This is a genomic window from Arcanobacterium phocae, from assembly GCF_018913465.1.
GTDB classification, from domain to species: domain Bacteria; phylum Actinomycetota; class Actinomycetes; order Actinomycetales; family Actinomycetaceae; genus Arcanobacterium; species Arcanobacterium phocae_A.
This window is the reverse complement of record NZ_JABAPM010000002.1, coordinates 60383-80944: the sequence shown is the minus strand read 5'-3', so window position 1 is coordinate 80944 and position 20562 is coordinate 60383. Positions and strand designations below refer to the sequence as shown.

Below are 20562 nucleotides of genomic sequence, written 5' to 3'. Positions count from 1 at the left end.
ACGATGAGCGAAATTGCAACACATGCTGTAAGCCTTACTGATGTGGCCGCAGCGAAAGTCAAGTCTTTACTGGAACAAGAGGGTCGTGATGATCTCCGGTTACGAGTGGCAGTGCAGCCTGGTGGTTGCTCGGGGCTAATGTATCAGCTCTATTTTGATGAGCGGCTACTAGACGGCGATGCCATTGCTAATTTTGATGGTGTTGAAGTAGTTGTTGACCGGATGTCGGTTCCTTATCTTGAAGGAGCAACAATCGATTTTGCTGATTCAATTGAACGCCAGGGATTTACAATCGATAACCCTAATGCGCAAGGTTCTTGTGCATGCGGTGAGTCTTTCCACTGACAAGTGCTCGTGTGTGGACGTCCTTTGAGGCGTCCACACACTATATTTATATAAAGGAGAAAAATACGTGAAACGATCCATTATCGCTCTTTGTGCAGCGGTACTACTGGGACTGACTGGATGCTCTGACTCGGCAGCTAATTCAGCGTCGAAAACTGAACAGCAGGCAGCTGGAACTGAAATGCCAACAGTTAAAATAGATGGCAAGGATACCCACTTGGAGTTTCCAGATTCTAACCCGCCCAAAGGACTACAAAAAACTGTCTTAGATGAGGGGAAAGGACGAGTTATCGAAGAAACTGACTTTGTTGTTGCGCATTATGTGGGACAGGTCTGGGGCAATGAAAAGCCGTTCGATTCTTCTTTTTCACGTGGTAGCGGAGCAGGGTTTTCGCTCCAGGGAGTTATCCCGGGGTGGACTCAGGGACTGTCTGGACTGAAATCTGGAGCCAAGGTTATTCTCTCGATTCCGTCCGAACTGGGGTATGGACCAGCTGGAGGAAATGCTCAGGCGGGTATCGGTAAAGACGATACGATTGCTTTCTATGTAGAGATTCTCGATGCTTTCGGCGGGGATCAAGCTGGCGATCCAAATGCAACTCCAGAAGCAGATCCGGCTTCTCTTCCCGTGGAAATTGAAGGAGAGCTAGGCCAACCTGTAACTGTCAAAGTTAAAGAGGGGACTGCGAATCCGACTGAAATTTCCACAACCGTTATCGCACGCGGTAGCGGTCCAGAAGTTGGCGGAGAAGGCTCAAGACTTTATATGCAATATTCGATGTCACTAATTGATAATTCAAAGTCGGAAACCAGTTACGGTAAAGCAGGCCCGTTCCTATCCACTATTGGTGGTGGCTCTATCTTTGATGGACTAACGGGTATCCCGGTGGGATCGCGTGTTTTAGTTATGGCACCGCCACAGGGTCCACAAGGTGACGATAACAAGCAAGGTTTGGCTGTCGTCGTAGATATTCTAGGTATCGATAAGTAATCCGATACAAAAAGGTTGGCTCGACATTGTTAGTCGAGCCAACCTTTTTAAAAGCTTTCCCTTAGCCAAGAATGAGCTTTGCTGCGTGCTCTTGAGCACGGGTCAATCGAGCGGCAACATCTTCCCAGTTAGCGATGTTCCAAATCGCCTTGAGGTAGTCTGCCTTGACATTTAGATAGTCGAGGTAGAAAGCGTGCTCCCACATATCGACCATAAATAATGGCACGATGAATGATGGGATGTTGGCCTGGTGATCGAACATTTGGAAAACATTAAGCTTGACTGCCAACGTATCGTAGGCTAGAACAGCCCAGCCGGATCCTTGGATTCCGAGAGCTACAGCTGTGAAGTGCTTCTGGAAGTTAGCGAACGAGCCAAAGGAATCTTTGATAGCTTCGAGGAGTTCGCCTTCTGGTTCGCCACCACCATTGGGGGAGAGGTTTTGCCAGAACATAGTGTGGTTGGTGTGACCACCTAGATTGAATGCGAGATCCTTTGATAGCTGATTGATTTTCGATAAGTCACCAGCTTCGCGCGCTGCTTTGATGTTCTCTACTGCCGTGTTAGCGCCGGCCACGTACGTTGCATGATGCTTATCGTGATGAAGCTCCATGATCTTTCCTGAAATATGTGGCTCAAGGGCTGCATAATCGTAAGGAAGCTCAGGAAGAGTATAAATTGTCATTTCGACCTCCGGTAATTTCGTGAGGGACTTAAGTCCGATGTACACATTCTATTATGCATATTTTCAGCCTATATTGGTGGGCTTTATTCCTATGAGTGAAATACTCGGTGCCTCACTCGATTAGTTCGGAGCCCAGAAACGACGTAGACTTAAGAGAGAATTAAAGATAGTAATCTCCCCGGAGGTGGACATGGGCTCGCACGTTAGAGTATTGGTCTATTCAGATAATCGTGATGTGCGTGAATCTGTTAAACGCGCAGTAGGTCGCAAGGTGCGTGGCCAAGAGACGCTGATTGAATGGACAGAGGGCGCAACTCCGGACGGAACTATTCTGAAAATTAAAGATGCAGAAGACGCTGGTCAGCCCTTTGATTTGCTCATACTAGATGCGGAGACGCCAAAGCTTGGTGGGATCGGTTTAGGAAAAATGGTACGGGATGAAATCAACGAAAACATTCCGTATATTGTCCTCATAGCCCGGCCACAAGATGAGTGGCTAGCACGAGTTGCGCGTCCAGAAGCTATTTTACCTTATCCAATCAACGCGACTGAGCTATCCGCGGCAGTGAAAGAATTAGTTTCATAGCGTGCATTGAGTTTAACTTCTTTTATGCTTCCCATATCGCCTGGTCTACGCCAGCGATATCGGGGAGCATAATTTTTTGTGAACTCGAGACTCGCGTAGCTAATTTCTCGGGCTGAGATACGTACACAATCCGAACCAAATCGCGCCACAGCCATGAAGAAAGACAATGTAATTCATCAGTGGTTACCTCAGTGAACGGTCGTTCAGGCGGCTCAGATAACGGATGCTGGCTGTTGTATGAATCAGCGTAGGTGTGAACTTCATTAGCTCCGCACACGATATTTGAATCAACTAGTTGACCATAATCAGCTATAACTATCTCCCATGCATCTGGTTGTTGATAATGGGGCGTTGCAGCAATAATACGGCCCGACTGAATGAGTGGTTTCATGAGCGCTTGCGCACGTGCACCGCCAACGAGAGCGTATATTCGATCGCGCTCCCGCTGAGCATACTCAAACCGTTCGTTTGCTGATAGTTCCTTCATTCGCTTGAGACTATGGAGATAGATATCATCGACATCCCCGCGCAAAATTCGTTCTACTTTTTCGTAGCTCATCTTTTGTTCTATACCGGTCTGGCACGGCGCATCGCACAACTTTAACTCCGCTTGATGACATGCAGGTCTGCCATCTGGTTGGCTAGGCAAAACCTGTGCACATGTGCGTAGGTTGGTGTACGAATTAACCAGCTCCAGAGCGGCTTTTGCATTTCCCATTTTGGTGAAAGGACCTAATGAAACATCAAGATTATCGAAGGTAGCAACTCTAGACGCCGTTAGTCGAGGATGCTTTTCGTCAGTAAGTTTCAGCCAATATCGAGCTCGTGGTTTCGACCTCCTGTTGTAGGGTGGTTCTAAGTCCCGTATTAATCTGATTTCAAGGATTTGCGCTTCAATAACAGTCTTCGTGACAATAGTGTCAACCCGGACAGCAAGATCCACCATTTCGCCAATTCGGCGTCGCTTTTCGGCCGCAGTGAAATAGGACCGAACACGCTTATATAAGTTCTTGGATGTCCCAATATATAAAATCTCGTTGTTGGGTCCAATAAATTTATATACTCCTGGGAGCGCTGGAATCTGGTCAGCTAGATGAGCTTTTAACCGGCGTTTTCCCGGTACCCGTGAGTGAGCCACCAACAAGTCATCGAGATGTGTGACACCAAGCGAGCCCAACCGGGCCAAAATAGCATGAAAGACATCAACCGTAGCGCGGGCGTCGTCAAGAGCACGATGAGACGGGGAAGTGGTAGCTTGGACGAAACGAGCAAGTGATGAGAGTTTATGATTTGGTACCTCATCACGGGTGAAAACCCGCCGGCTTAATTTCACCGTATCAACAACTTTGCGTTTTGGAAAAGAAAGCTCTAAAGCTTCAGCAGCACCTCGTAACTGTCCCATATCAAAAGCGGCGTTGTGCGCAACAAATACTAGGTCTGGGTCAGAACCGATAAAGTTGATAAATAGTGGCAAAACAACATCGAGATTTGGTGCGGTGGCTACGGTAGCATTCGTGATACCAGTGAGTCGCGAAATAAATGCCGGAATGGGAACTTGCGGGTTGATAAGTGAACTAAACTCGCCGACGACCTCACCGCCGCGTACTTTTACCGCGCCTATTTCAGTTAGTGCGTGTAATCCTGGTTTTTCGCCAGTAGTTTCGACGTCGACAACCAAGAATGTGACCTTAGAAAGAGGCAGACCCAAATCATCGAAACTCAGCTGTTCGCAGGTAGATAATTTTTCCCCGCGACGATGGATAACGCCGCGGTCAGTGTCAATACGTTGTCCAGTAACCGGCATGATCTTCATAGTATGTACTTTAGGTCGAGCCTCCACCATATTTTCAGGTGCACTATAGCCGTGCTCCGTCGTCGTCAAAATCTCGTTCGTTCGGAGCATGCGCGATTACCCCACCAGCTGCACAAACGCACGCCAGGACTGCCGCGCTAATAAATACAGTACGCGGAAGGAAAATAATATCGAAGAAACCGGCACAACAGATCAGTATTGCCAGCGTACATAAAACCCATAAAGCCATGGCTAGTCGAGGAAAGCTCGCGGGTGCTTGCGGTAATGCAGGTGGCAAATCGGTAACGTCAAACTCGCTATCGTCTTCTGACGGGGACCAATCACGTGGGTTGCGTCGACTGGTTCCATTATCGAGTGAAATAAAGTTTTGCCACTCTCCGTCGGCATCCCAACCAGAAAGGTTGCCCAAATCATTATCTTCACGTTCCATGGTCCTACCTTACAACCGGTAGACTATAGGAGGAGAAGCGGGAGTAGCCCGCCCCACACATGAGAGGAAGGATACGGATGTCTATCCGTCGCGTCGCGATTCTTACCGCAGGCGGTTTCGCACCATGCCTGTCCACCGCAGTAGGCGGTCTAATTGAGCACTACACCAAGGAAATGCCGGAAGTTGAAATTATTGGCTACCAGTATGGATACCACGGTCTGCTCACCGGAAACTTCATTGTTTTCGACGACGAAGCACGTGCTAATGCAGCCACACTGAAGAAGTTTGGTGGATCGCCGATTGGTAATTCACGCGTTAAGCTCACCAATTCCCAGAATCTTGTGGAACGCGGTTTGATTAAGCCAGGCGAAAATGCGCTCGAAGTTGCTGCTGAACAGCTCCGCAAAGATGGTGTGGACGTTCTGCACACAATTGGTGGCGATGATACAAACACCACTGCTGCTGATCTGGCAGCTTACCTGCATGAAAACGATTACGAGCTGACTGTTGTTGGTCTACCAAAGACCATCGATAACGATATTGTCCCAATTCGTCAGTCTCTTGGTGCCTACACAGCGGCTGAACAAGCATCGAAGTTTGCCCAGAATGTTATTGGTGAGCACCGCTCCAACCCACGCATGCTGATCATCCACGAAGTTATGGGACGCGCATGTGGTTACCTTACTGCACAAACTGCACAGTATTACCGCCAGTGGCTCAATGAGCAAGAATGGGTTCCATCAGCAGGACTGTCCAAAGAACGTTGGGATGTCCACGCTCTCTACATTCCGGAAATTACTTTCGACCTTGATGTTGAAGGATCCCGTTTGCGTAAGATCATGGATGAGCAAGGCAATGTTAATATCTTCTTGTCCGAAGGCGCGGGCGTAGATGAAATTATTGAAGAGCTACTAGAAGACGGTATTGAGGTAGAACGCGACCCATTCGGTCACGTTAAGCTTGACACCATTAATCCTGGTCAGTGGTTCGCCAACCAGTTTGCTAAGATTATTGGCGCAGAAAAGGTTATGGTTCAGAAGTCTGGATACTTCTCACGTTCAGCTGCATCGAACCCGAAGGATCTCGAACTTATCGAGTCCATGGTTGATCTTGCTGTCAAGTCTGCTCAAGAAGGCGTCTCCGGTGTGATCGGCCACGATGAGGAAGACAATGACACCCTGAAGGCAATTGATTTCAAGCGGATTGCTGGACACAAGGCATTCGATGTTTCCCAGCCATGGTTCCATGAAGTCATGGATGCTATTGGTCAGGAATGGGAATCAAAGCCAGCTAAGTAATAGCTGCACATTTTATGTTGGCCGGCCTTCTCCGCAGTGAAGGCTGGCCAACATTCATTCTGAGAAACACTAGAACGTAGAATAGATAGGCGAATGGGAAAACAGGCTAAACACGACGACTTCCTGCCGGTGTACCCTGATCCTGTCCAAGTTACGGCAGCCATTGAGCATATTCAGCGATTTCCTCGTATTGTTGACCCGCACGACGTTGAGTCGCTAAAGATTCAGCTCGCACGCGCTTCTCGCGGAGAAGCTTTTGTGATACAAGGCGGCGATTGTGCCGAACGTTTTTCAGATGCTACTAGATACCATGTCCGTGCAAAAATCGGATCGCTGATACAGACAAGCTACATTATTAGTCAGCTGAGCCATCGCGTCGTTATCCCGATCGGCAGGATCGCAGGGCAGTATGCCAAACCACGTTCGCATGCTTATGAAGAGCGAGAAGGTCTCACACTTCCTTCATATCGTGGGGACGCCGTCAATTCGCATGTTTTTACCACCCAAGGCCGTACGCCTGACCCACAGCGTCTTATTCAAGCTGTTGAGTCAGCACAGACGGCTTATCGCTATGTGCGCGAATTAGAATCAGAAAACTTTTTGAGTCTTGACCAAGCACATAATTGGAACAGCTCCGCCTACCAAACTCCAGAATATAAGGAATTTAGTGCTCTTGTTAGAACGTCAGAGTTTACTTCGCTCTCTGACCGGATATATGTATCGCACGAGGCGTTGCTTCCGTTTTTCGAGCAGGCACTGACCGATTCCTCTCGTTGGAATACCGGGACACACATGCTTTGGATTGGAGAACGAACCAGGCATACAGATAGTGCGCAGATGCGTTATGCGGCTTCTGTTAAAAATCCAATCGGCGTTAAACTCGGCCCTGCCACCACGGCAGATGATGTTCGAAACATCGTTGACCAGTTAAACCCAGAAGGCCATGCTGGAAGACTAACATTTATTCCGCGCATGGGTGCTTCACGCATTGAGGAATCCTTGCCACCGCTATTTGCAGCAATACGCGACGACGGCAGGCCAGTTTCGTGGATGCTGGATCCAATGCACGGCAATACCCGAACAATCCGAGGACACAAGATTCGTTTTATGACCGATATTCTCGCAGAGATCAACAAATTCTTTGATATCTGTGAAGAATCGGCGGCTATCCCTGGCGGACTCCATATCGAATTCTCAGGGTATAACGTAACTGAGATTGCAGACAGTCAGGAGAATGCTGGCTGGGATCATATTGTGGATGAACCGTTAGTAGATCCGCGACTGAATCCACGTCAACTTTTGCACGTGGCATTTACTGCAGGCCAAGCGCTAGCTAGACAACACTGATTGTGATTGTGGCGCCGCGCTTAGCTTGGGTGCCTTCTCCGGGGTCTTGGAGGCGTACTGTTCCGAAAATGCCGCCTAGGATTTTTTCTACTCGGACCTTGAATTGTGCACTTTCTAAAATTTGTTTTGCCTGGTTTACCTGTTTGCCAATAACATTCGGAACAGCGACAAGTTCTGGCCCGCGCGAAACTACTACGTGTACTTCATCTAGTCGGAACGCATCGGTGTCCGCAGCTGGCGATTGAGAGATTACCTTTCCTTCTTCAACAGTGTCGGAGTATTCTTCTGTCAGGATGAGCTTTAGACCAAGCTCATCCAGAGTGCTCTCTAGCTCTGACTTATTCACGGCGCTTAGATCTGGGATCTTGACTGGTGCGCGACCATCCGATAGCACATAGGTAATCACAGAGTTGTGAGGTACAGACGAGTCAGCTTCTGGAGATTGGGAGATAACGTTTCCCTTTTCTACGGTGTCAGAATAGTCCGAGGTATGTTCGATTTTCTCAAACCCAATAGTCTTGATAGCTGCTTCAGCTTCAGATGCCGTAAGGCCCTCAACTTTAGGGACGACCAGATGCTTTATACCGTCAGACACATTGATTGTGACAATAGAATCTGGGTGGATGCGCGTCCCGGCAGCTGGCTTTGTTCCGATAATACTATCTTTGGCAACAGTATCTGAGAACTGATGATCAATCTTTACTGAGAATCCTTGTTTTTTAAGAGCGCTCTGTGCTTGAGATATGGTCAGGTTCGATACATTAGCAATAGTTACTCGTAAGCCAGGGCCATAAAGGAAATACCATCCAACAGACGCCCCGACCATTGCTAGGACGAGCAGAATGCCAACTAATATTGGCCATTTCCGACGACGGCGGGGTTCCGGCGTCGTCGAAGGTTCCGGATCTGGCTGGGTAAGAGTCACAATTTTTTGCGTCGTAGCAACCGGTTCAGGCAAGATTTGCGCAGATAGATGTTGTGTTGACTGAGGAGACGGTTCGTGCTCTCGTTCTGGAAAAACTGGGATTCTCCGAATAGCGGTATCCGATGGAATCGACTCAACCACATCTTCAAGCGCGTCGAGCGCAGCCTGCCCGTTCTGAGGACGTTTCTGAGGATCTTTGGCAGTGAACAGCCGAATAACGGAATCGATACTTGCTGGCATCCAGTCAGCTAAATCACTCAGTGCCGGAACATCATCATTCAAATGTTGGAGTGCGATCGCCATTGGCGTCTCTCCAACAAACGGTAGTTGTCCAGCAATAAGCTCATAGAGCATAATGCCAGTTGCGTATATGTCGGTTGCTGGATAAGCGGTGCGGGCTGAAATAAGTTCTGGAGCCAGGTAAGCAACTGTACCCAGGACTGTCGACGTCTGTGTGGAACTGGAAGCCGCACGGGCTAATCCGAAGTCAGCGACTTGTGCGTGAATCGAGGGCTGAGACAAGACAGCAGTGGTATCTAGCGGCTGATTCAGCAAGATATTTTCCGGTTTTACATCACGGTGAACTACATCTGCATGATGAGCGGTGGCTAGAGCTTGTAAAACTTGTCGTACAATTTCTAGCGCCATACCAATAGGCAGTGAACCATGAGCTGACAATTGGGAACGCAAATCTGGACCAGAAACAAGTTGCATGACAAGATAGGGCAGATCTCCGAGCGGAGTTTCTGCAACACCTTGGTCATAAACATTCACAACATGCGGGCTGGAAAGCTTAGCTGCTGAGCGAGCCTCTCGAATAAAGCGTTCAACGAAATCTGTTTGCTCGGCCAAATGCGAATGAATAATCTTCACTGCTACATTGCGGTCAAGGCGTTTATCGTAGGCACGATAAACGCTCGCCATGCCACCACGGGCGAGACGAGAAATGATCTGATAGCGGTCCTCGATGAGGATGTTAAGCAGTGGGTCTTGGTTCACATCTTTTAGAATATCGGCAAAAGCCGGTCACGTGGGTGGCCGGCTTTTGCGTGTCGGTGTGGCAATGCTCTTAGAAACGCTCCATTGCTGCTTTGAGTTTAGCTACATACGCTACTGTGTCAGGCCGCATTCCGTACCGTTTCACCCCGCCGAGACCCTGATAGTAGCCAGCTACGGCTTGGTCAAAATTATCCGCGGAGTTATGCAGGTAGCGGATAATTGCAATGCCAGCAACAACATTGTCACGTGGATCAAGCAGATTGAGTTTTCGTCCCACTAGAGTGCCTGCCCATTCTCCAGACGACGGAATGACTTGCATGACTCCGATTGCGTTTGCTGGTGATACAGCGCTGGCATCAAAACCAGATTCAATGTAAGCATGAGCAAGTGCCAGCCGTGGATCCACACCCATCTGAGTAGCAGTTTCACGGATTATTTGTTGCATTTCGGCACGAGACGGAAGCTGCTGAGTTACTAAGGTATTTTTGTTGCTATTGGCCGCGTCAACAACTTCATCGGCGTATGTGTAGCCTGGGAAATTATTTTCCACTAAACGCTTTTGAGGAGTTTTTTGAGCAATTGGGGCTGGCGCAGGTGCAGGCGCTGGCGCTGGGGCTGGTGCAGGCGCTGGGGCTGGTGCAGGCGCTGGGGTCAGCGAATCTGCTGAAATAACTAGTTTTTGCCCGGGAAAGATCAAATTTGGGTTACTGATGCTGTTCTTAGTTACTAGGTCGGTAACAGTTGTACCGAACCTCTGAGCGATGGCGCCCAAAGTGTCACCGGCCTGAACAACATAGTTGGATGCTGATGGCGATGGAGTAGAGGTAGCGTGAGTCGTTGTCGGCGTGACGTCACGAATCACGGGAGTTTGTGCCGGAAGTTGGAGGCGTTGACCAATACGGATTAGCGCTGTAGGCCCAAGATTGTTTGCCTGGATGATTTCGGCCATCGGAATGCCAGTGCGTCGTGAAATACCCCAGACCGTATCGCCCGGTCGCACTTGGTAGGTCATAGTCAATGGTTTCGCTGGAACATGAGTCTTTACTGGGTTTAAACGTGTTGTTTCGTTAAGCGGTGTGCTAGCTGCATGCGCAACTGTCGGGGCAAGAAGAGTAACAGCAGTAGCTGTCGCTAGCGCGGCGTTCGAGCGCGCCTTCCATGTGGACATAGATCCTCCAGGAGAGTTACATCTGTTAAATATGTTAATCGTGATGTAGTTGATGAAATTGTTATAATTGAGATTATCGGATTTTCCTGCGTGTCGCCACTCATTTTTCCATTTTGTTAGCTAACATAGGCGCGTGTTTAATGAACCTGTATATGATAAATGGTTGTCTATCCCGGAAACAGCTGATCTACTTGGCGTTCCTCAAAGGGAAGTGAGATCAGCTATTGAGCGCCGCGAACTTATTGCAATTCGTCGCGGAGAGAATCGTGCATGGGCAATTAACTCTGCACTGCTCACTCAGGAACACGGCCAAGCAGCTGTTCTTCCGTCTCTGCGCGGAACACTTGTATCTTTGCATGATGCTGGTTTTTCTAATGAAGAATCATTAGAATGGCTACTCCGCGTAAATCAGGAGTTGGAAGTTGCCCCGTTGCAGGCACTTCACGACGGTAAAATTCACGCAGTACGGCGTGCTATTCAGAGCCTTGCTTTTTAGTGCTACCAACGTCTTCCAACGAGACTTGTAGCAAGCGTGTGAAGGATTTTCGCTTCGGTAGGTAGTGCACTCATAGCCTGGTCTTCTCGTTGCTTAATAAGCTGTTCGTGCGCATAGAATGCCCCAGAAGAGGTCATAATTGCTTTTATCTTACGGACATCTTGTTCAGATAAACACGAACCAAGGCAAGCGTCAATATAAGCACGCTCATGCTCCGCACACATGCTTCGAGTCAAGGCTAGCAGAACAGTGCGTTTACCTTCTTGAATGTCACTACCGGCTGGTTTTCCTGTTCGCTCGGGATTCCCAAAGATTCCTAGCTCATCATCTCGAAGCTGAAACGCTTCGCCCAACGGACGTGCAAAAGCAGAGAGCTGGGAAAGCTCTGCCTCGTCAGCGCCAGCGAGAGCGGCTCCCAGCAGTACCGGTAGTTCGACTGAATACCGTGCGGACTTGTGTAAAAGAACTAAGAACGCATCGTTGACTGCGTCAGTATTATCACCGGAGAGCTCAGTGTATTCTGCCCGCATATCCATGTATTGTCCGAAAGCGGTCTCAGCGGTCATCGCGTGAAAAATAGTGGAAGCTGTACGATATGCCTGTGGAGAAGCGTTTTGATGAGCGAACTCCTCTCCAGCAAGGGATAATAGATAGTCGCCTAGCAAGAGAGCTGCGTGTTTACCAAATAGCTCCGCATTACCCTTAAAGGAATGCCGAGCATGGAGCGACTGGAACAGACGGTGAGTTGCAGGAAGACCGCGACGGAGATCCGCTGAATCAATGATATCGTCATGTATTAAAGCAGAAAGTTGGTATAACTCAACAGCGACTCCGGCTGCAAGTGGTAGATCGTCGTCGGTCCTGCTAATGGCTTCAAAGCCGCCTGCAACGCACAAAGCACGAGTGCGTTTTCCATGGGTACTTAGTAACTGTGCTGAATGTATGAACTCGTCAAATAGTGATTGGTCACGGTTGTCAGTTATAAAACTAGGAGTAGCGGACAGTAGTGTATGCAATCGTGCTGAGACATTAGCTCGGAAGTCAGTGTAAGCCATAAAACTAGATTACCGGGTTGTCCACAAATGCGCCTGACAACAAAACTATCCACAGATTCGAATCTGTCGGCTACGTTCGGTCGGATAATTGGTTGACTTGTATTCATGAAAACGCATATGATTACTGACCCATCTCAATGTTTGCTTTTAGCACCACACATGCTTCATACGGATGTCACTAACGCTGTTCTGGTGTGTCACTTGATACGACATCAGGATGATTACGTGTTATCGGCAATTGCACGACTAGACTTGGACGCAAATTCATGGCCTCCTAGCGTTTGCAACGATCTAGTTGAATTTGCAGTCGATGCGAACCCAGACGCCCTATGTTTATGCTGGTTTACTCAGAACCTAGATGAACTTAACTCAAGTTCTGATTTAGAAAGCCTATTCCTTGCTCTACTGACAAAGTTACAGGAGGCCATGGACGCATTGAAGCCATCGCGCGAAGCCCATATTCATTTCCTATGCACGGATAAAAATATCTGGGGACAAGTGCGATACATGGATGGGCATGTAATCATTGAAAATACTTTGCCGTATCGGAAATTACTCGAAACGCCATTTGCGTGTGAGCTTCTTCTAGATGATTCATACCGTATTGGGGGCATGTGGGCGCGGGTCGCGTTGCGACGACGACAAAAATGTATCGACATCGAAAAATACTACTGTGATAACTCTCAGGAATTGAATGGGCAACGGCTATGGACTAATTCACTGGCTAAAATAGCTGATAATCCGCAAGCGTTGTCTCCGAGTACTGCAGTTAAAATTTTGGGTGGAATGGTGCGGATAGGGAAACTAAATGCGGCGCTTCATGATGCCCAAACTCGAGATCGTATATTGCTGTGGGTAATAACCGGACGTAAAGTTTCAGATCCGGTGGCGTGGGCAGATTGCTATTCGCTAATGCGTGATGCACCAATGAGTTGCGACTTGCCGTTCCGAGCGCGGGTTGCCATTGATATCCTCAATGCGTGCGGCAGTTTTTCAGCGGATGATTCCCCATGCGCATATGGAACAATCGCTTATATCTATTGGTGGATAGGGGAAACGGAACACGCGTTGACTGCTGCTCAGTTATCTCTTAAGTCCGATCCTTCATACAGAATGGCTCAACTGATAACAGCAATTATTAGTGCGCGCATTATGCCTCCGTGGACGAATAGGTGATCCAGATAATCCTGGAAATTGTGATTCGTTTCAAATAAAGGTAGATTCTGACATGTAGATATTTGTCACCATGCCGTAAAAGTGGAGGAGTCCGTGTATGAGCATCGTTGTGCCCGTTGGCCGGGGAGACCGGTTTAACCCTATTCTTCGACGGGGAATCACCTTAGCCCAGAATCACGACACGTCACTTGTGGTACTTTTTTCCTGCGTCCTGGATGAATGCTCGCAGGACGAGATTGACATAAATGTCGATTTAATCACAGATGAATTAGAGCAAGTCGATATTGCATTCGATATCGTTACCCGGCTAGATGGAGTCGATTTAGCGACTCAGATCCGTGAAACTGCACTAGCTCACGATGCTAGCCTGATCATTATCTCGCTTGCTCCCAAGCCTTCCCATGGGTCGTACCAGCTTGGATCGCAAATCCAAAAGCTACTGGTGGACGCGCCTTGCGAATTGCTTATTATGCGTGATGCCGTGAGTGAATAATGATTGTTAAATGTAACGTTTTCCTGGTATTTGTGAGATTTTAGGAATAAAATCTGTCGATTTAGTGTTCTATGTGTGTGCTCGATGCGGTTCTATTACGATAGTCGGGCTATAATGTAAAGGCTTATTGGCTTTTGCCTCTATACGAAAGGTACCACGTGGCTGTTTCTTCCCGTCCCTCTGAAAAACTCCAAATGTATTTAGATACTAAGGAGCTTGCTAAGCATCGGGTGTCAGAACTGAAAACTATCGCATCAGATCTAGGCCTGTCCATACCTTCTAAAGCTGTTAAAGCGACTTATATCAAAGAGATCTCTGAGTTTGTTTCTGCGACACTATCGAAATCACCTGCTGGGGGCAAGCTCGACGTTGCGTTGAAAGATGACGACACTAGTAGATCTGGTTCCAAGAAAACTAAAGAAGACGTTGTGGGTTCTCCGGAAGAAGCCGAGGACTCGGTACAAACTCCTGATGAGCCAGTTTCTCTTGATGACGAGGAAGAGGTAGACCTCGAAGTAGAAGATCTCGATGTCGCCGATGATGATTCAGAGGATGATGCTGACGAGGACGTCGACGAAACTGAGGCAAGTGCTGATGACGCTGATGATGAGCAAGAGCACGTCAAGGAAACTGTTGCTAAGCGATCGGGTGTTTATATAGTCCGTGATTCTGATGAAACCGATGAGCCAGTGCAACGAGTGCATGTTGCAGGGGCCACGGCAGACCCAGTCAAGGATTATCTCAAGCAAATCGGTAAAGTCGCGTTGCTGAACGCAGAAGAAGAAGTAGAGCTAGCAAAACGTATTGAAGCGGGTTTGTTTGCTCAACATATTCTTGATACAACATCGATTGAAGATGCTCGTCATCGGCGTGAGCTGGAAATTATTTCGCGTGATGGGCATAAAGCAAAGAACCACTTGCTTGAGGCTAACCTCCGTCTGGTCGTTTCACTTGCGAAACGGTACACCGGTCGCGGAATGCTCTTCCTTGATCTTATTCAAGAAGGTAACCTCGGCTTAGTACGCGCTGTCGAAAAGTTCGATTATGCCAAGGGATATAAGTTTTCCACGTATGCTACCTGGTGGATTCGTCAGGCTATCACGCGTGCTATGGCAGACCAAGCTCGTACAATCCGTATTCCTGTTCATATGGTGGAAGTCATCAATAAATTGGCTCGTGTTCAACGACAGATGCTACAGGACCTGGGGCGCGAACCAACAGTTGAAGAACTTGCTCACGAACTCGATATGACTGAAGATAAGGTGATCGAAGTCCAGAAGTATGGACGTGAGCCGATTTCGCTCCATACTCCGCTGGGTGAAGATGGCGATTCTGAATTCGGCGATCTCATCGAGGACTCAGAAGCTGTTGTTCCGGCAGATGCGGTTGGATTTACGTTGTTACAAGAGCAGCTCCATCAGGTACTAGACACTCTGTCTGAGCGTGAAGCTGGAGTAGTCTCGATGCGGTTTGGTTTGACTGATGGGCAACCGAAAACATTGGACGAAATTGGAAAAGTTTATGGGGTGACGCGCGAGCGTATCCGACAAATTGAGTCGAAGACGATGTCGAAGCTTCGACATCCGTCACGCTCGCAAGTCTTGCGAGATTACCTAGACTAATTTCTGATCGGAGCGAGCATTCCATGGAGTTGCTCGCTCCCACTCGCATGGCAGCACGGTTTCACCCTGGCGATTGCAGGCGTGAGATGTGAAGCGGTGCCCTCGTTTTTCTTGGAAAAAATAATGCTTGAAAAGATATGAGCAGGTTAAAGCATCAGCCAATGCTCTATGACTGATCGGAACCTCTATACCTAATCTGGCAGCTAATCCAACTAGTGAATGGGAACCAGGCGCACAATAAATCCGAGATTGGTCCATGGTGCAAACTGCATTTTCCCGTTGAAACAACGTTAAATTAGTGGCACGTGAAAACTCTGCATTTAAAAATCCGAGATCAAATCGAGCGTTATGCGCAACTAAAATCCTTCCATCGAGAACGCTGATTATGTCCTGATGCAGATCTAAAAAAGTCGGTACCTCTTCTAACATTGCGTCGCTAATATGGTGAATGTGTTGCGCTGAGACAGCGCGACCGGGCTGGACGAGGCTATGGAACGTACTTTCTTGTCTCAATTCGTTATCTAAAAGTACTACGCCAATCTCGATGATATTGTCAGTTTCTGGATCCAGGCCTGTCGTTTCAACGTCTAATACTGCGTATGTCATCGATACCTCCGTAACAGGCTCAACGATACGTTGATTTTGCCGGACGCGAAAGTTAATGGCTGTGAGTTCCATATACAATGCAGTCATGACAGTATAGAGAACATGACAACACTAACTGAAGAAACAACACGCTCAACTTTCACAGCTGCTGATCGTTGCGATGCCTGTGGAGCACAAGCATATGTACGTGTTGATATGGCATCTGGGCAATTAATGTTCTGTGCACATCATGCGCGTAAATACAATGCCAAACTCAGCGAAGTAGCATTATCTATTGTTGATGAATCTGAAAAGATTAGCTAACACAACCTAACTTTGCCAAGGCACGTGCGAGCAACCTCGCACGTGCCTTGCCGTATCACTTTGCTAATAGACGATAGAATGATGAACGTGCCGCAGATCAAAGAAGAATACACAGCTCGCCATTTATCCGTGCTCGAGGGTCTCGAAGCTGTCCGCAAACGCCCTGGGATGTATATCGGTTCTACCGATTCTCGTGGGTTGATGCATTGTGCCTGGGAAATCATTGACAACGCCGTGGATGAAGCTACCGAAGGCTACGCCTCGACTATCTCGATTATTCTCCACCCCGATTCATCGGTTGAAGTTAGTGATGACGGACGTGGAATCCCAGTAGACGAAGTACCTGGCACTGGGGCATCAGGAGTAGAAGTGGTCTACACCAAATTGCATGCGGGTGGAAAATTTGGCGGTGGCTCTTATTCGTCATCTGGAGGCCTGCACGGTGTTGGCGCGTCGGTTGTTAATGCGTTGTCTCAACGGTTGGACGTAGCGGTTAACCGTAATGGCAAAACGTATGAGATTTCGTTCCAGCGCGGTGAGCCCGGAACGTTTGCCGACGGAGCTGTCCGTAGCCCGGATGCACCCTTTACCGTGGCGACCAGCGCATCAAATCTGCGAGTTACCGGCAAGGTTGCAAAAAAAGTTACCGGCACGCGTGTGCGCTACTGGTATGATCCACAAATTTTTCCGGCAGACTCGACATTCTCTTATGAGGCTCTCATTGAACGTGTACGGGAAAAAGCGTTCCTGGTTCCTGGCTTAACTATTACGGTACGAGATGCTCGTAGTGACACACCTCAAGAAGAGGAATTCCGATACGACGGCGGGGTTGTAGATTTTGTTGACTATCTTGCTACGGATCCAGCCGTCACATCGACAATGCATCTCACTGGTAACGGGACTTTCAACGAAACTGTCCAAGTTTTGGATAAAAAGTCAGGTCATCTGAAAGCAACCGATGTGGAGCGCTCGTGCACTGTGGATATTGCTCTTAGATGGGGAAGTGGCTACGACACTACCGAAGAGTCATTTGTCAATATTATTGCTACTCCGAAAGGTGGTAGCCATATTGTTGGCTTTGAGCAGGGGCTAGTTAAAGTTGTGCGAGCTGCTATTGAGCAAAAGGCTCGCCAGCTCAAAATATCTGCACGGGACCCGCGTATCGAAAAAGACGATATTCTCGCCGGGCTGACCGCCGTTGTTGCTGTGCGATTCCCAGAGCCTCAGTTTGAAGGACAGACAAAGGAAATCCTGGGTACTGCTCCTATCAGAGGCATTGTAGCTAAAGTCGTCGATACTGAATTATCGAGACTTTTGGCGTCGACTAAGCGTGACCAAAAAACAGAAAATTCTAGGCTGCTGGAAAAAATTGTCGCAGAAATGCGGGCGCGTGTTGCCGCTCGTACCCAGAAGGAAATATCTCGTAGAAAGAACGCTCTGGAGACGTCGTCGTTGCCAGCGAAACTCGCTGACTGTCGCAGTGAAGACGTAGAACGCTCAGAACTTTTTATTGTGGAGGGTGACTCCGCATTAGGAACCGCTAAGCTAGCTCGTAACTCTGAGTTCCAAGCATTGCTACCAATTCGCGGCAAAATTCTCAATGTACAAAAAGCTTCTCCGGCCGATATCTTAAAAAACCAGGAAGTATCTTCGATCATCCAAGTTATCGGTGCTGGTTCGGGACGCACCTTTGACATCGAGGCAGCTCGATACGGCAAAGTTATTTTTATGACTGATGCGGATGTCGACGGTGCCCATATTCGGACTCTGCTTTTGACGCTATTTTTCCGGTATATGCGTCCGTTGGTCGAAGCCGGACGAGTATACGCTGCTGTTCCGCCACTTCATCGAATCGAAGTATCTGGTCAAGGGCGTCGCAAAGGGGAGTATATCTATACCTATTCTGATGCCCAACTCCAACAGGAGCTTAAGAAACTCGAACGTGCAAGAAGAACATATAAAGAACCAATCCAGCGGTACAAGGGATTGGGTGAGATGGACGCTGACCAGTTAGCAGAAACTACAATGGACCCGAAGCATCGCTCGTTACGGCGTATATCGATGGCGGATGAAGCAGCGTTACGATACGCGGAAGAAACATTTGAACTACTGATGGGATCTGATGTTGCACCACGTAAAGAGTTTATTATCGATGGAGCATCACAGATTTCTCGTGACCAGATAGATATTTAAGAAGGTAAGCTAGAGCCTATGCAGCATCCAGAAATACCACCGTTACGAAGCCGGTCATTTGTCGAACGGCTAGGAGCCCCCGCTGTTGTTCGTCTACCTGGACCGCATCTAGGGCTGACGTGGCGAGAATTGGTGCGAGCAGATTTATCCGATGTTGTGGACTTGATGTCTAGTCTTTCAGAATCCCCGTTTGGATTTGCGCGGCCATCGTCTAGAGCGGTTAGTCACTGGTTCGACGAAATCACCGCGCAGCCTGGCACATATGATCTGCTAAGTGGCTGGGACCGACAAGGGAAACTTCAAGCTGTTGCTACGGTCTTGGTTAATGATAAGCCGCTTTCGGAACTGCAAGCTGAAGTATCTGCTGTGGTTCGTCCCGATTGGGTTGGACGCGGTATCGGACGTTCGCTACTGGAGTGGCAAGATGACCGCGCACGTCAGCTCATGTCACAGTACCCCTCAGATCTTCCGGTTTCCATTCGTGCCTTAGTCGCTGAAAACAACGTGGGACGACGGCGACTCTTGGCTGCTGGCGGTTACGCTCCAATTAGCTATATTACTCATGTGTCTACCAAAATTTCGGACAAGCACCGCGATGTTTCGCTAAAAGCCTGTGAGCGGTTAGAGACGCAGGGTTTTCAGCTAGAAGGTTATAATCCTAGCGTTGAGATCGAACTGCGTAAATTGCATAACCGGCTCATTCTCGAGTTAGAACGGTATCAACCAATCTCGGCGCCTGCTTGGCAAGCAAAGTTATCACGAGCAGACCACGATTTTTCGACTCTGCTTATTAAAGATCACCAACTAGTGGGGTATATGCTCGCTGAACAGGTTCCTGAGGTATCCGCGCTTCGCATTTACTATTACGGCATTGAAAGGACCTTGCGGCGCAACGGTATTGGCACAGACCTTATGCTAAGTGTTTTAGGACAAGCTCACGAGGCTGGCATCGAAACAGTTGCTGCACCGGTTGTTAGTCGTTACGAAAAAATACCACAGTCATTGGTCTCCGCTGGCTTTGAATTTGCCTACCGCGAGATTGTCTACTCAATCGATATCTGATGAAAAACACTAAGCCTTGGGTTTGGTCAGAACTCCTTCCATCGCATCTCGAACAGTTGATTACCCTTATTTCCTCAACTGAAACATTCGACAATAATCCTATCCGCACGTCTCGTGGCGAGATTGAATCCTATTTTGGTGCAAGCCATGTATGGCGTGCGCAAGGAGCGTGGGTTGGCACTACTCTGGTGGCCTTCGGGCTGGCCAGGTTAGCCAACGATGGGTCAGCTACTAATACGATTACTTTATCTGGAGCAGTACATTCCCAGTGGCGTTCCCATGGTCTCGGGGCGGAGCTGTTACAACGCCAGATTTCGGTGGCACAGGAGCTATCTGAACACCTCGGTGCCGATAATGCACATGCGTTGCTATACGTGGAAGCTGATCACGATAATGTTGCGCAACTTGCACGAAATTTTGGATTCGTAAGACGAGCAACATTTGTACAAGTTCGAGGGAAGACAACAGCGAAACTGCCACGGCATAAGCTGTCTAATTACGTCTCAATCGAAGAACTATCAGATGAGATGCTGGAAGACGTGCGGCGGATGCATAACATGGTTGTACGCGAATCAGCACTCTTCGATATCCAAACTGCCGAATCATGGACATTAGTTTTAGCCGACGTCGATCGAGAATGGTGCTTGGTCGCCGTCGACCGCTTCGGTGATCGACCACGTGTCGTTGGCTATTTACTGGCTTCAGTATTTGTGAGCGTAGTCGACGGACACGAAAAACCTGAGGCTTACATTGATGAAGTTGTTGTGAGCGCGCAGTGGCGCAACTCAGGTGTAGGGTCAGCTTTGGTCAGTACAGTTTTAGAGCGTTTTGCACAGGCTGGATATGACTCAGTTGTTGCTGATGTTGCAGTAACAGACCCAGATGGTTCCGCCTTTATTGACGTTTTTGATGAAACTGGATTTTCGGAAGTGGGACGAACTCACGTTATGTCATTAACGTTGTGAGTTC

The 20562-nt window shown here is 48.4% G+C and carries 20 protein-coding genes; 13 read left to right on the top strand and 7 right to left on the bottom strand.

From position 1 onward, the window contains the following. The first annotated feature begins 3 nt into the window (after window positions 1-3). A complete protein-coding gene (gene erpA / locus KSO86_RS02930; protein WP_372443427.1) occupies window positions 4-345 on the top strand; it encodes an iron-sulfur cluster insertion protein ErpA in 342 nt (113 codons plus the stop codon). A gap of 67 nt (window positions 346-412) precedes the next feature. Then, window positions 413-1336, top strand: coding sequence for an FKBP-type peptidyl-prolyl cis-trans isomerase (locus tag KSO86_RS02925; RefSeq protein ID WP_216379015.1), 924 nt, complete (start codon window positions 413-415; stop codon window positions 1334-1336). Between the two features lie 61 nt (window positions 1337-1397). On the opposite strand, the gene KSO86_RS02920 is transcribed toward KSO86_RS02925, so the two are convergent. Next, entirely contained in the window at window positions 1398-2021 is a 624-nt protein-coding gene (locus KSO86_RS02920; RefSeq protein WP_216431792.1) for a superoxide dismutase, read from the bottom strand. 190 nt (window positions 2022-2211) lie between these two features. Between KSO86_RS02920 and KSO86_RS02915 the strand changes: the two genes are divergently transcribed. Continuing rightward, the gene (locus KSO86_RS02915; protein ID WP_216379017.1) at window positions 2212-2607 is read left to right on the top strand and encodes a response regulator transcription factor; all 396 of its coding nucleotides are present in this window, start codon (window positions 2212-2214) and stop codon (window positions 2605-2607) included. Window positions 2608-2629: 22 nt separating this feature from the next. Here the strand turns inward: KSO86_RS02915 and KSO86_RS02910 are convergent, their stop codons facing one another. Beyond that, window positions 2630-4510, bottom strand: a complete 1881-nt coding sequence (locus KSO86_RS02910) for a DEDD exonuclease domain-containing protein (protein ID WP_216379018.1) — start codon at window positions 4508-4510, stop codon at window positions 2630-2632. Beyond that, the gene (locus tag KSO86_RS02905; protein ID WP_216379019.1) at window positions 4464-4850 is read right to left on the bottom strand and encodes a hypothetical protein; all 387 of its coding nucleotides are present in this window, start codon (window positions 4848-4850) and stop codon (window positions 4464-4466) included. Before KSO86_RS02905 ends, KSO86_RS02910 begins: the two co-directional genes overlap by 47 nt. Window positions 4851-4927: 77 nt before the next feature. Between KSO86_RS02905 and KSO86_RS02900 the strand changes: the two genes are divergently transcribed. Continuing rightward, the gene (locus tag KSO86_RS02900; RefSeq protein ID WP_216379020.1) at window positions 4928-6148 is read left to right on the top strand and encodes a pyrophosphate--fructose-6-phosphate 1-phosphotransferase; all 1221 of its coding nucleotides are present in this window, start codon (window positions 4928-4930) and stop codon (window positions 6146-6148) included. 93 nt (window positions 6149-6241) lie between these two features. After that, window positions 6242-7495: a 3-deoxy-7-phosphoheptulonate synthase gene (locus tag KSO86_RS02895; protein WP_216379021.1), complete on the top strand. Its 1254-nt coding sequence runs from the start codon at window positions 6242-6244 to the stop codon at window positions 7493-7495. On the opposite strand, the gene pknB is transcribed toward KSO86_RS02895, so the two are convergent. Both pknB and KSO86_RS02885 read right to left on the bottom strand, forming a co-directional pair. Next, window positions 7482-9419 carry a Stk1 family PASTA domain-containing Ser/Thr kinase gene (pknB, locus tag KSO86_RS02890; RefSeq protein ID WP_216379022.1) on the bottom strand — a complete coding sequence of 646 codons (1938 nt, stop codon included), beginning with the start codon at window positions 9417-9419 and terminating at the stop codon, window positions 7482-7484. The two genes, KSO86_RS02895 and pknB, sit on opposite strands and share 14 nt — an antisense overlap. Window positions 9420-9489: 70 nt before the next feature. After that, on the bottom strand, window positions 9490-10587 hold the full coding sequence (locus KSO86_RS02885) for a LysM peptidoglycan-binding domain-containing protein (protein ID WP_216379023.1): 1098 nt from the start codon (window positions 10585-10587) through the stop codon (window positions 9490-9492). Between the two features lie 133 nt (window positions 10588-10720). On the opposite strand from KSO86_RS02885, the gene KSO86_RS02880 reads away from it, so the two are divergent. Further along, entirely contained in the window at window positions 10721-11083 is a 363-nt protein-coding gene (locus KSO86_RS02880) for an Rv2175c family DNA-binding protein (protein WP_216431791.1), read from the top strand. 2 nt (window positions 11084-11085) lie between these two features. Here KSO86_RS02880 and KSO86_RS02875 read toward each other — a convergent pair whose 3' ends face one another. Further along, window positions 11086-12138, bottom strand: a complete 1053-nt coding sequence (locus KSO86_RS02875) for a polyprenyl synthetase family protein (RefSeq protein WP_216379025.1) — start codon at window positions 12136-12138, stop codon at window positions 11086-11088. A 426-nt stretch (window positions 12139-12564) separates the two neighbouring features. Between KSO86_RS02875 and KSO86_RS02870 the strand changes: the two genes are divergently transcribed. The 3 genes from KSO86_RS02870 (at window position 12565) to KSO86_RS02860 (ending at window position 15429) form a co-directional block, all read left to right on the top strand. Beyond that, the gene (locus tag KSO86_RS02870; protein ID WP_216379026.1) at window positions 12565-13314 is read left to right on the top strand and encodes a DUF4192 family protein; all 750 of its coding nucleotides are present in this window, start codon (window positions 12565-12567) and stop codon (window positions 13312-13314) included. 97 nt (window positions 13315-13411) lie between these two features. After that, window positions 13412-13807: a universal stress protein gene (locus KSO86_RS02865; protein WP_216379027.1), complete on the top strand. Its 396-nt coding sequence runs from the start codon at window positions 13412-13414 to the stop codon at window positions 13805-13807. Window positions 13808-14001: 194 nt separating this feature from the next. Further along, window positions 14002-15429, top strand: a complete 1428-nt coding sequence (locus KSO86_RS02860) for an RNA polymerase sigma factor (protein ID WP_231699930.1) — start codon at window positions 14002-14004, stop codon at window positions 15427-15429. Here the strand turns inward: KSO86_RS02860 and KSO86_RS02855 are convergent. After that, entirely contained in the window at window positions 15421-16122 is a 702-nt protein-coding gene (locus KSO86_RS02855; RefSeq protein WP_216379028.1) for a 3'-5' exonuclease, read from the bottom strand. The two genes, KSO86_RS02860 and KSO86_RS02855, sit on opposite strands and share 9 nt — an antisense overlap. A gap of 15 nt (window positions 16123-16137) precedes the next feature. Here KSO86_RS02855 and KSO86_RS02850 point away from each other — a divergent pair, with 15 nt between their 5' ends. The 4 genes from KSO86_RS02850 to KSO86_RS02835 all read left to right on the top strand — a co-directional run bounded on the left by KSO86_RS02850 (window position 16138) and on the right by KSO86_RS02835 (window position 20558). Beyond that, window positions 16138-16338, top strand: a complete 201-nt coding sequence (locus tag KSO86_RS02850) for a DUF7455 domain-containing protein (RefSeq protein ID WP_091281721.1) — start codon at window positions 16138-16140, stop codon at window positions 16336-16338. Between the two features lie 78 nt (window positions 16339-16416). Then, on the top strand, window positions 16417-18531 hold the full coding sequence (locus tag KSO86_RS02845; protein WP_436231420.1) for a DNA gyrase/topoisomerase IV subunit B: 2115 nt from the start codon (window positions 16417-16419) through the stop codon (window positions 18529-18531). A gap of 18 nt (window positions 18532-18549) precedes the next feature. Further along, on the top strand, window positions 18550-19593 hold the full coding sequence (locus tag KSO86_RS02840) for a GNAT family N-acetyltransferase (protein ID WP_216379029.1): 1044 nt from the start codon (window positions 18550-18552) through the stop codon (window positions 19591-19593). Continuing rightward, window positions 19593-20558 (top strand): GNAT family N-acetyltransferase, encoded by a 966-nt coding sequence (locus tag KSO86_RS02835; RefSeq protein ID WP_216379030.1) that lies wholly within the window; start codon window positions 19593-19595, stop codon window positions 20556-20558. Before KSO86_RS02840 ends, KSO86_RS02835 begins: the two co-directional genes overlap by 1 nt. Window positions 20559-20562: the final 4 nt, after the last annotated feature.

What these genes read in the sequence shown, in the direction of transcription:
- erpA (WP_372443427.1), top strand. Translation starts at nt 4, where the DNA reads ATGAGCGAAATTGCAACACATGCTGTAAGCCTTACTGATGTGGCCGCA.
- KSO86_RS02920 (WP_216431792.1), bottom strand. Translation starts at nt 2,021, where the DNA reads ATGACAATTTATACTCTTCCTGAGCTTCCTTACGATTATGCAGCCCTT.
- KSO86_RS02915 (WP_216379017.1), top strand. Translation starts at nt 2,212, where the DNA reads ATGGGCTCGCACGTTAGAGTATTGGTCTATTCAGATAATCGTGATGTG.
- KSO86_RS02910 (WP_216379018.1), bottom strand. Translation starts at nt 4,510, where the DNA reads ATGCTCCGAACGAACGAGATTTTGACGACGACGGAGCACGGCTATAGT.
- KSO86_RS02905 (WP_216379019.1), bottom strand. Translation starts at nt 4,850, where the DNA reads ATGGAACGTGAAGATAATGATTTGGGCAACCTTTCTGGTTGGGATGCC.
- KSO86_RS02900 (WP_216379020.1), top strand. Translation starts at nt 4,928, where the DNA reads ATGTCTATCCGTCGCGTCGCGATTCTTACCGCAGGCGGTTTCGCACCA.
- KSO86_RS02895 (WP_216379021.1), top strand. Translation starts at nt 6,242, where the DNA reads ATGGGAAAACAGGCTAAACACGACGACTTCCTGCCGGTGTACCCTGAT.
- KSO86_RS02885 (WP_216379023.1), bottom strand. Translation starts at nt 10,587, where the DNA reads ATGTCCACATGGAAGGCGCGCTCGAACGCCGCGCTAGCGACAGCTACT.
- KSO86_RS02875 (WP_216379025.1), bottom strand. Translation starts at nt 12,138, where the DNA reads ATGGCTTACACTGACTTCCGAGCTAATGTCTCAGCACGATTGCATACA.
- KSO86_RS02870 (WP_216379026.1), top strand. Translation starts at nt 12,565, where the DNA reads ATGGACGCATTGAAGCCATCGCGCGAAGCCCATATTCATTTCCTATGC.
- KSO86_RS02865 (WP_216379027.1), top strand. Translation starts at nt 13,412, where the DNA reads ATGAGCATCGTTGTGCCCGTTGGCCGGGGAGACCGGTTTAACCCTATT.
- KSO86_RS02860 (WP_231699930.1), top strand. Translation starts at nt 14,002, where the DNA reads ATGTATTTAGATACTAAGGAGCTTGCTAAGCATCGGGTGTCAGAACTG.
- KSO86_RS02855 (WP_216379028.1), bottom strand. Translation starts at nt 16,122, where the DNA reads ATGACTGCATTGTATATGGAACTCACAGCCATTAACTTTCGCGTCCGG.
- KSO86_RS02850 (WP_091281721.1), top strand. Translation starts at nt 16,138, where the DNA reads ATGACAACACTAACTGAAGAAACAACACGCTCAACTTTCACAGCTGCT.
- KSO86_RS02845 (WP_436231420.1), top strand. Translation starts at nt 16,417, where the DNA reads ATGATGAACGTGCCGCAGATCAAAGAAGAATACACAGCTCGCCATTTA.
- KSO86_RS02840 (WP_216379029.1), top strand. Translation starts at nt 18,550, where the DNA reads ATGCAGCATCCAGAAATACCACCGTTACGAAGCCGGTCATTTGTCGAA.
- KSO86_RS02835 (WP_216379030.1), top strand. Translation starts at nt 19,593, where the DNA reads ATGAAAAACACTAAGCCTTGGGTTTGGTCAGAACTCCTTCCATCGCAT.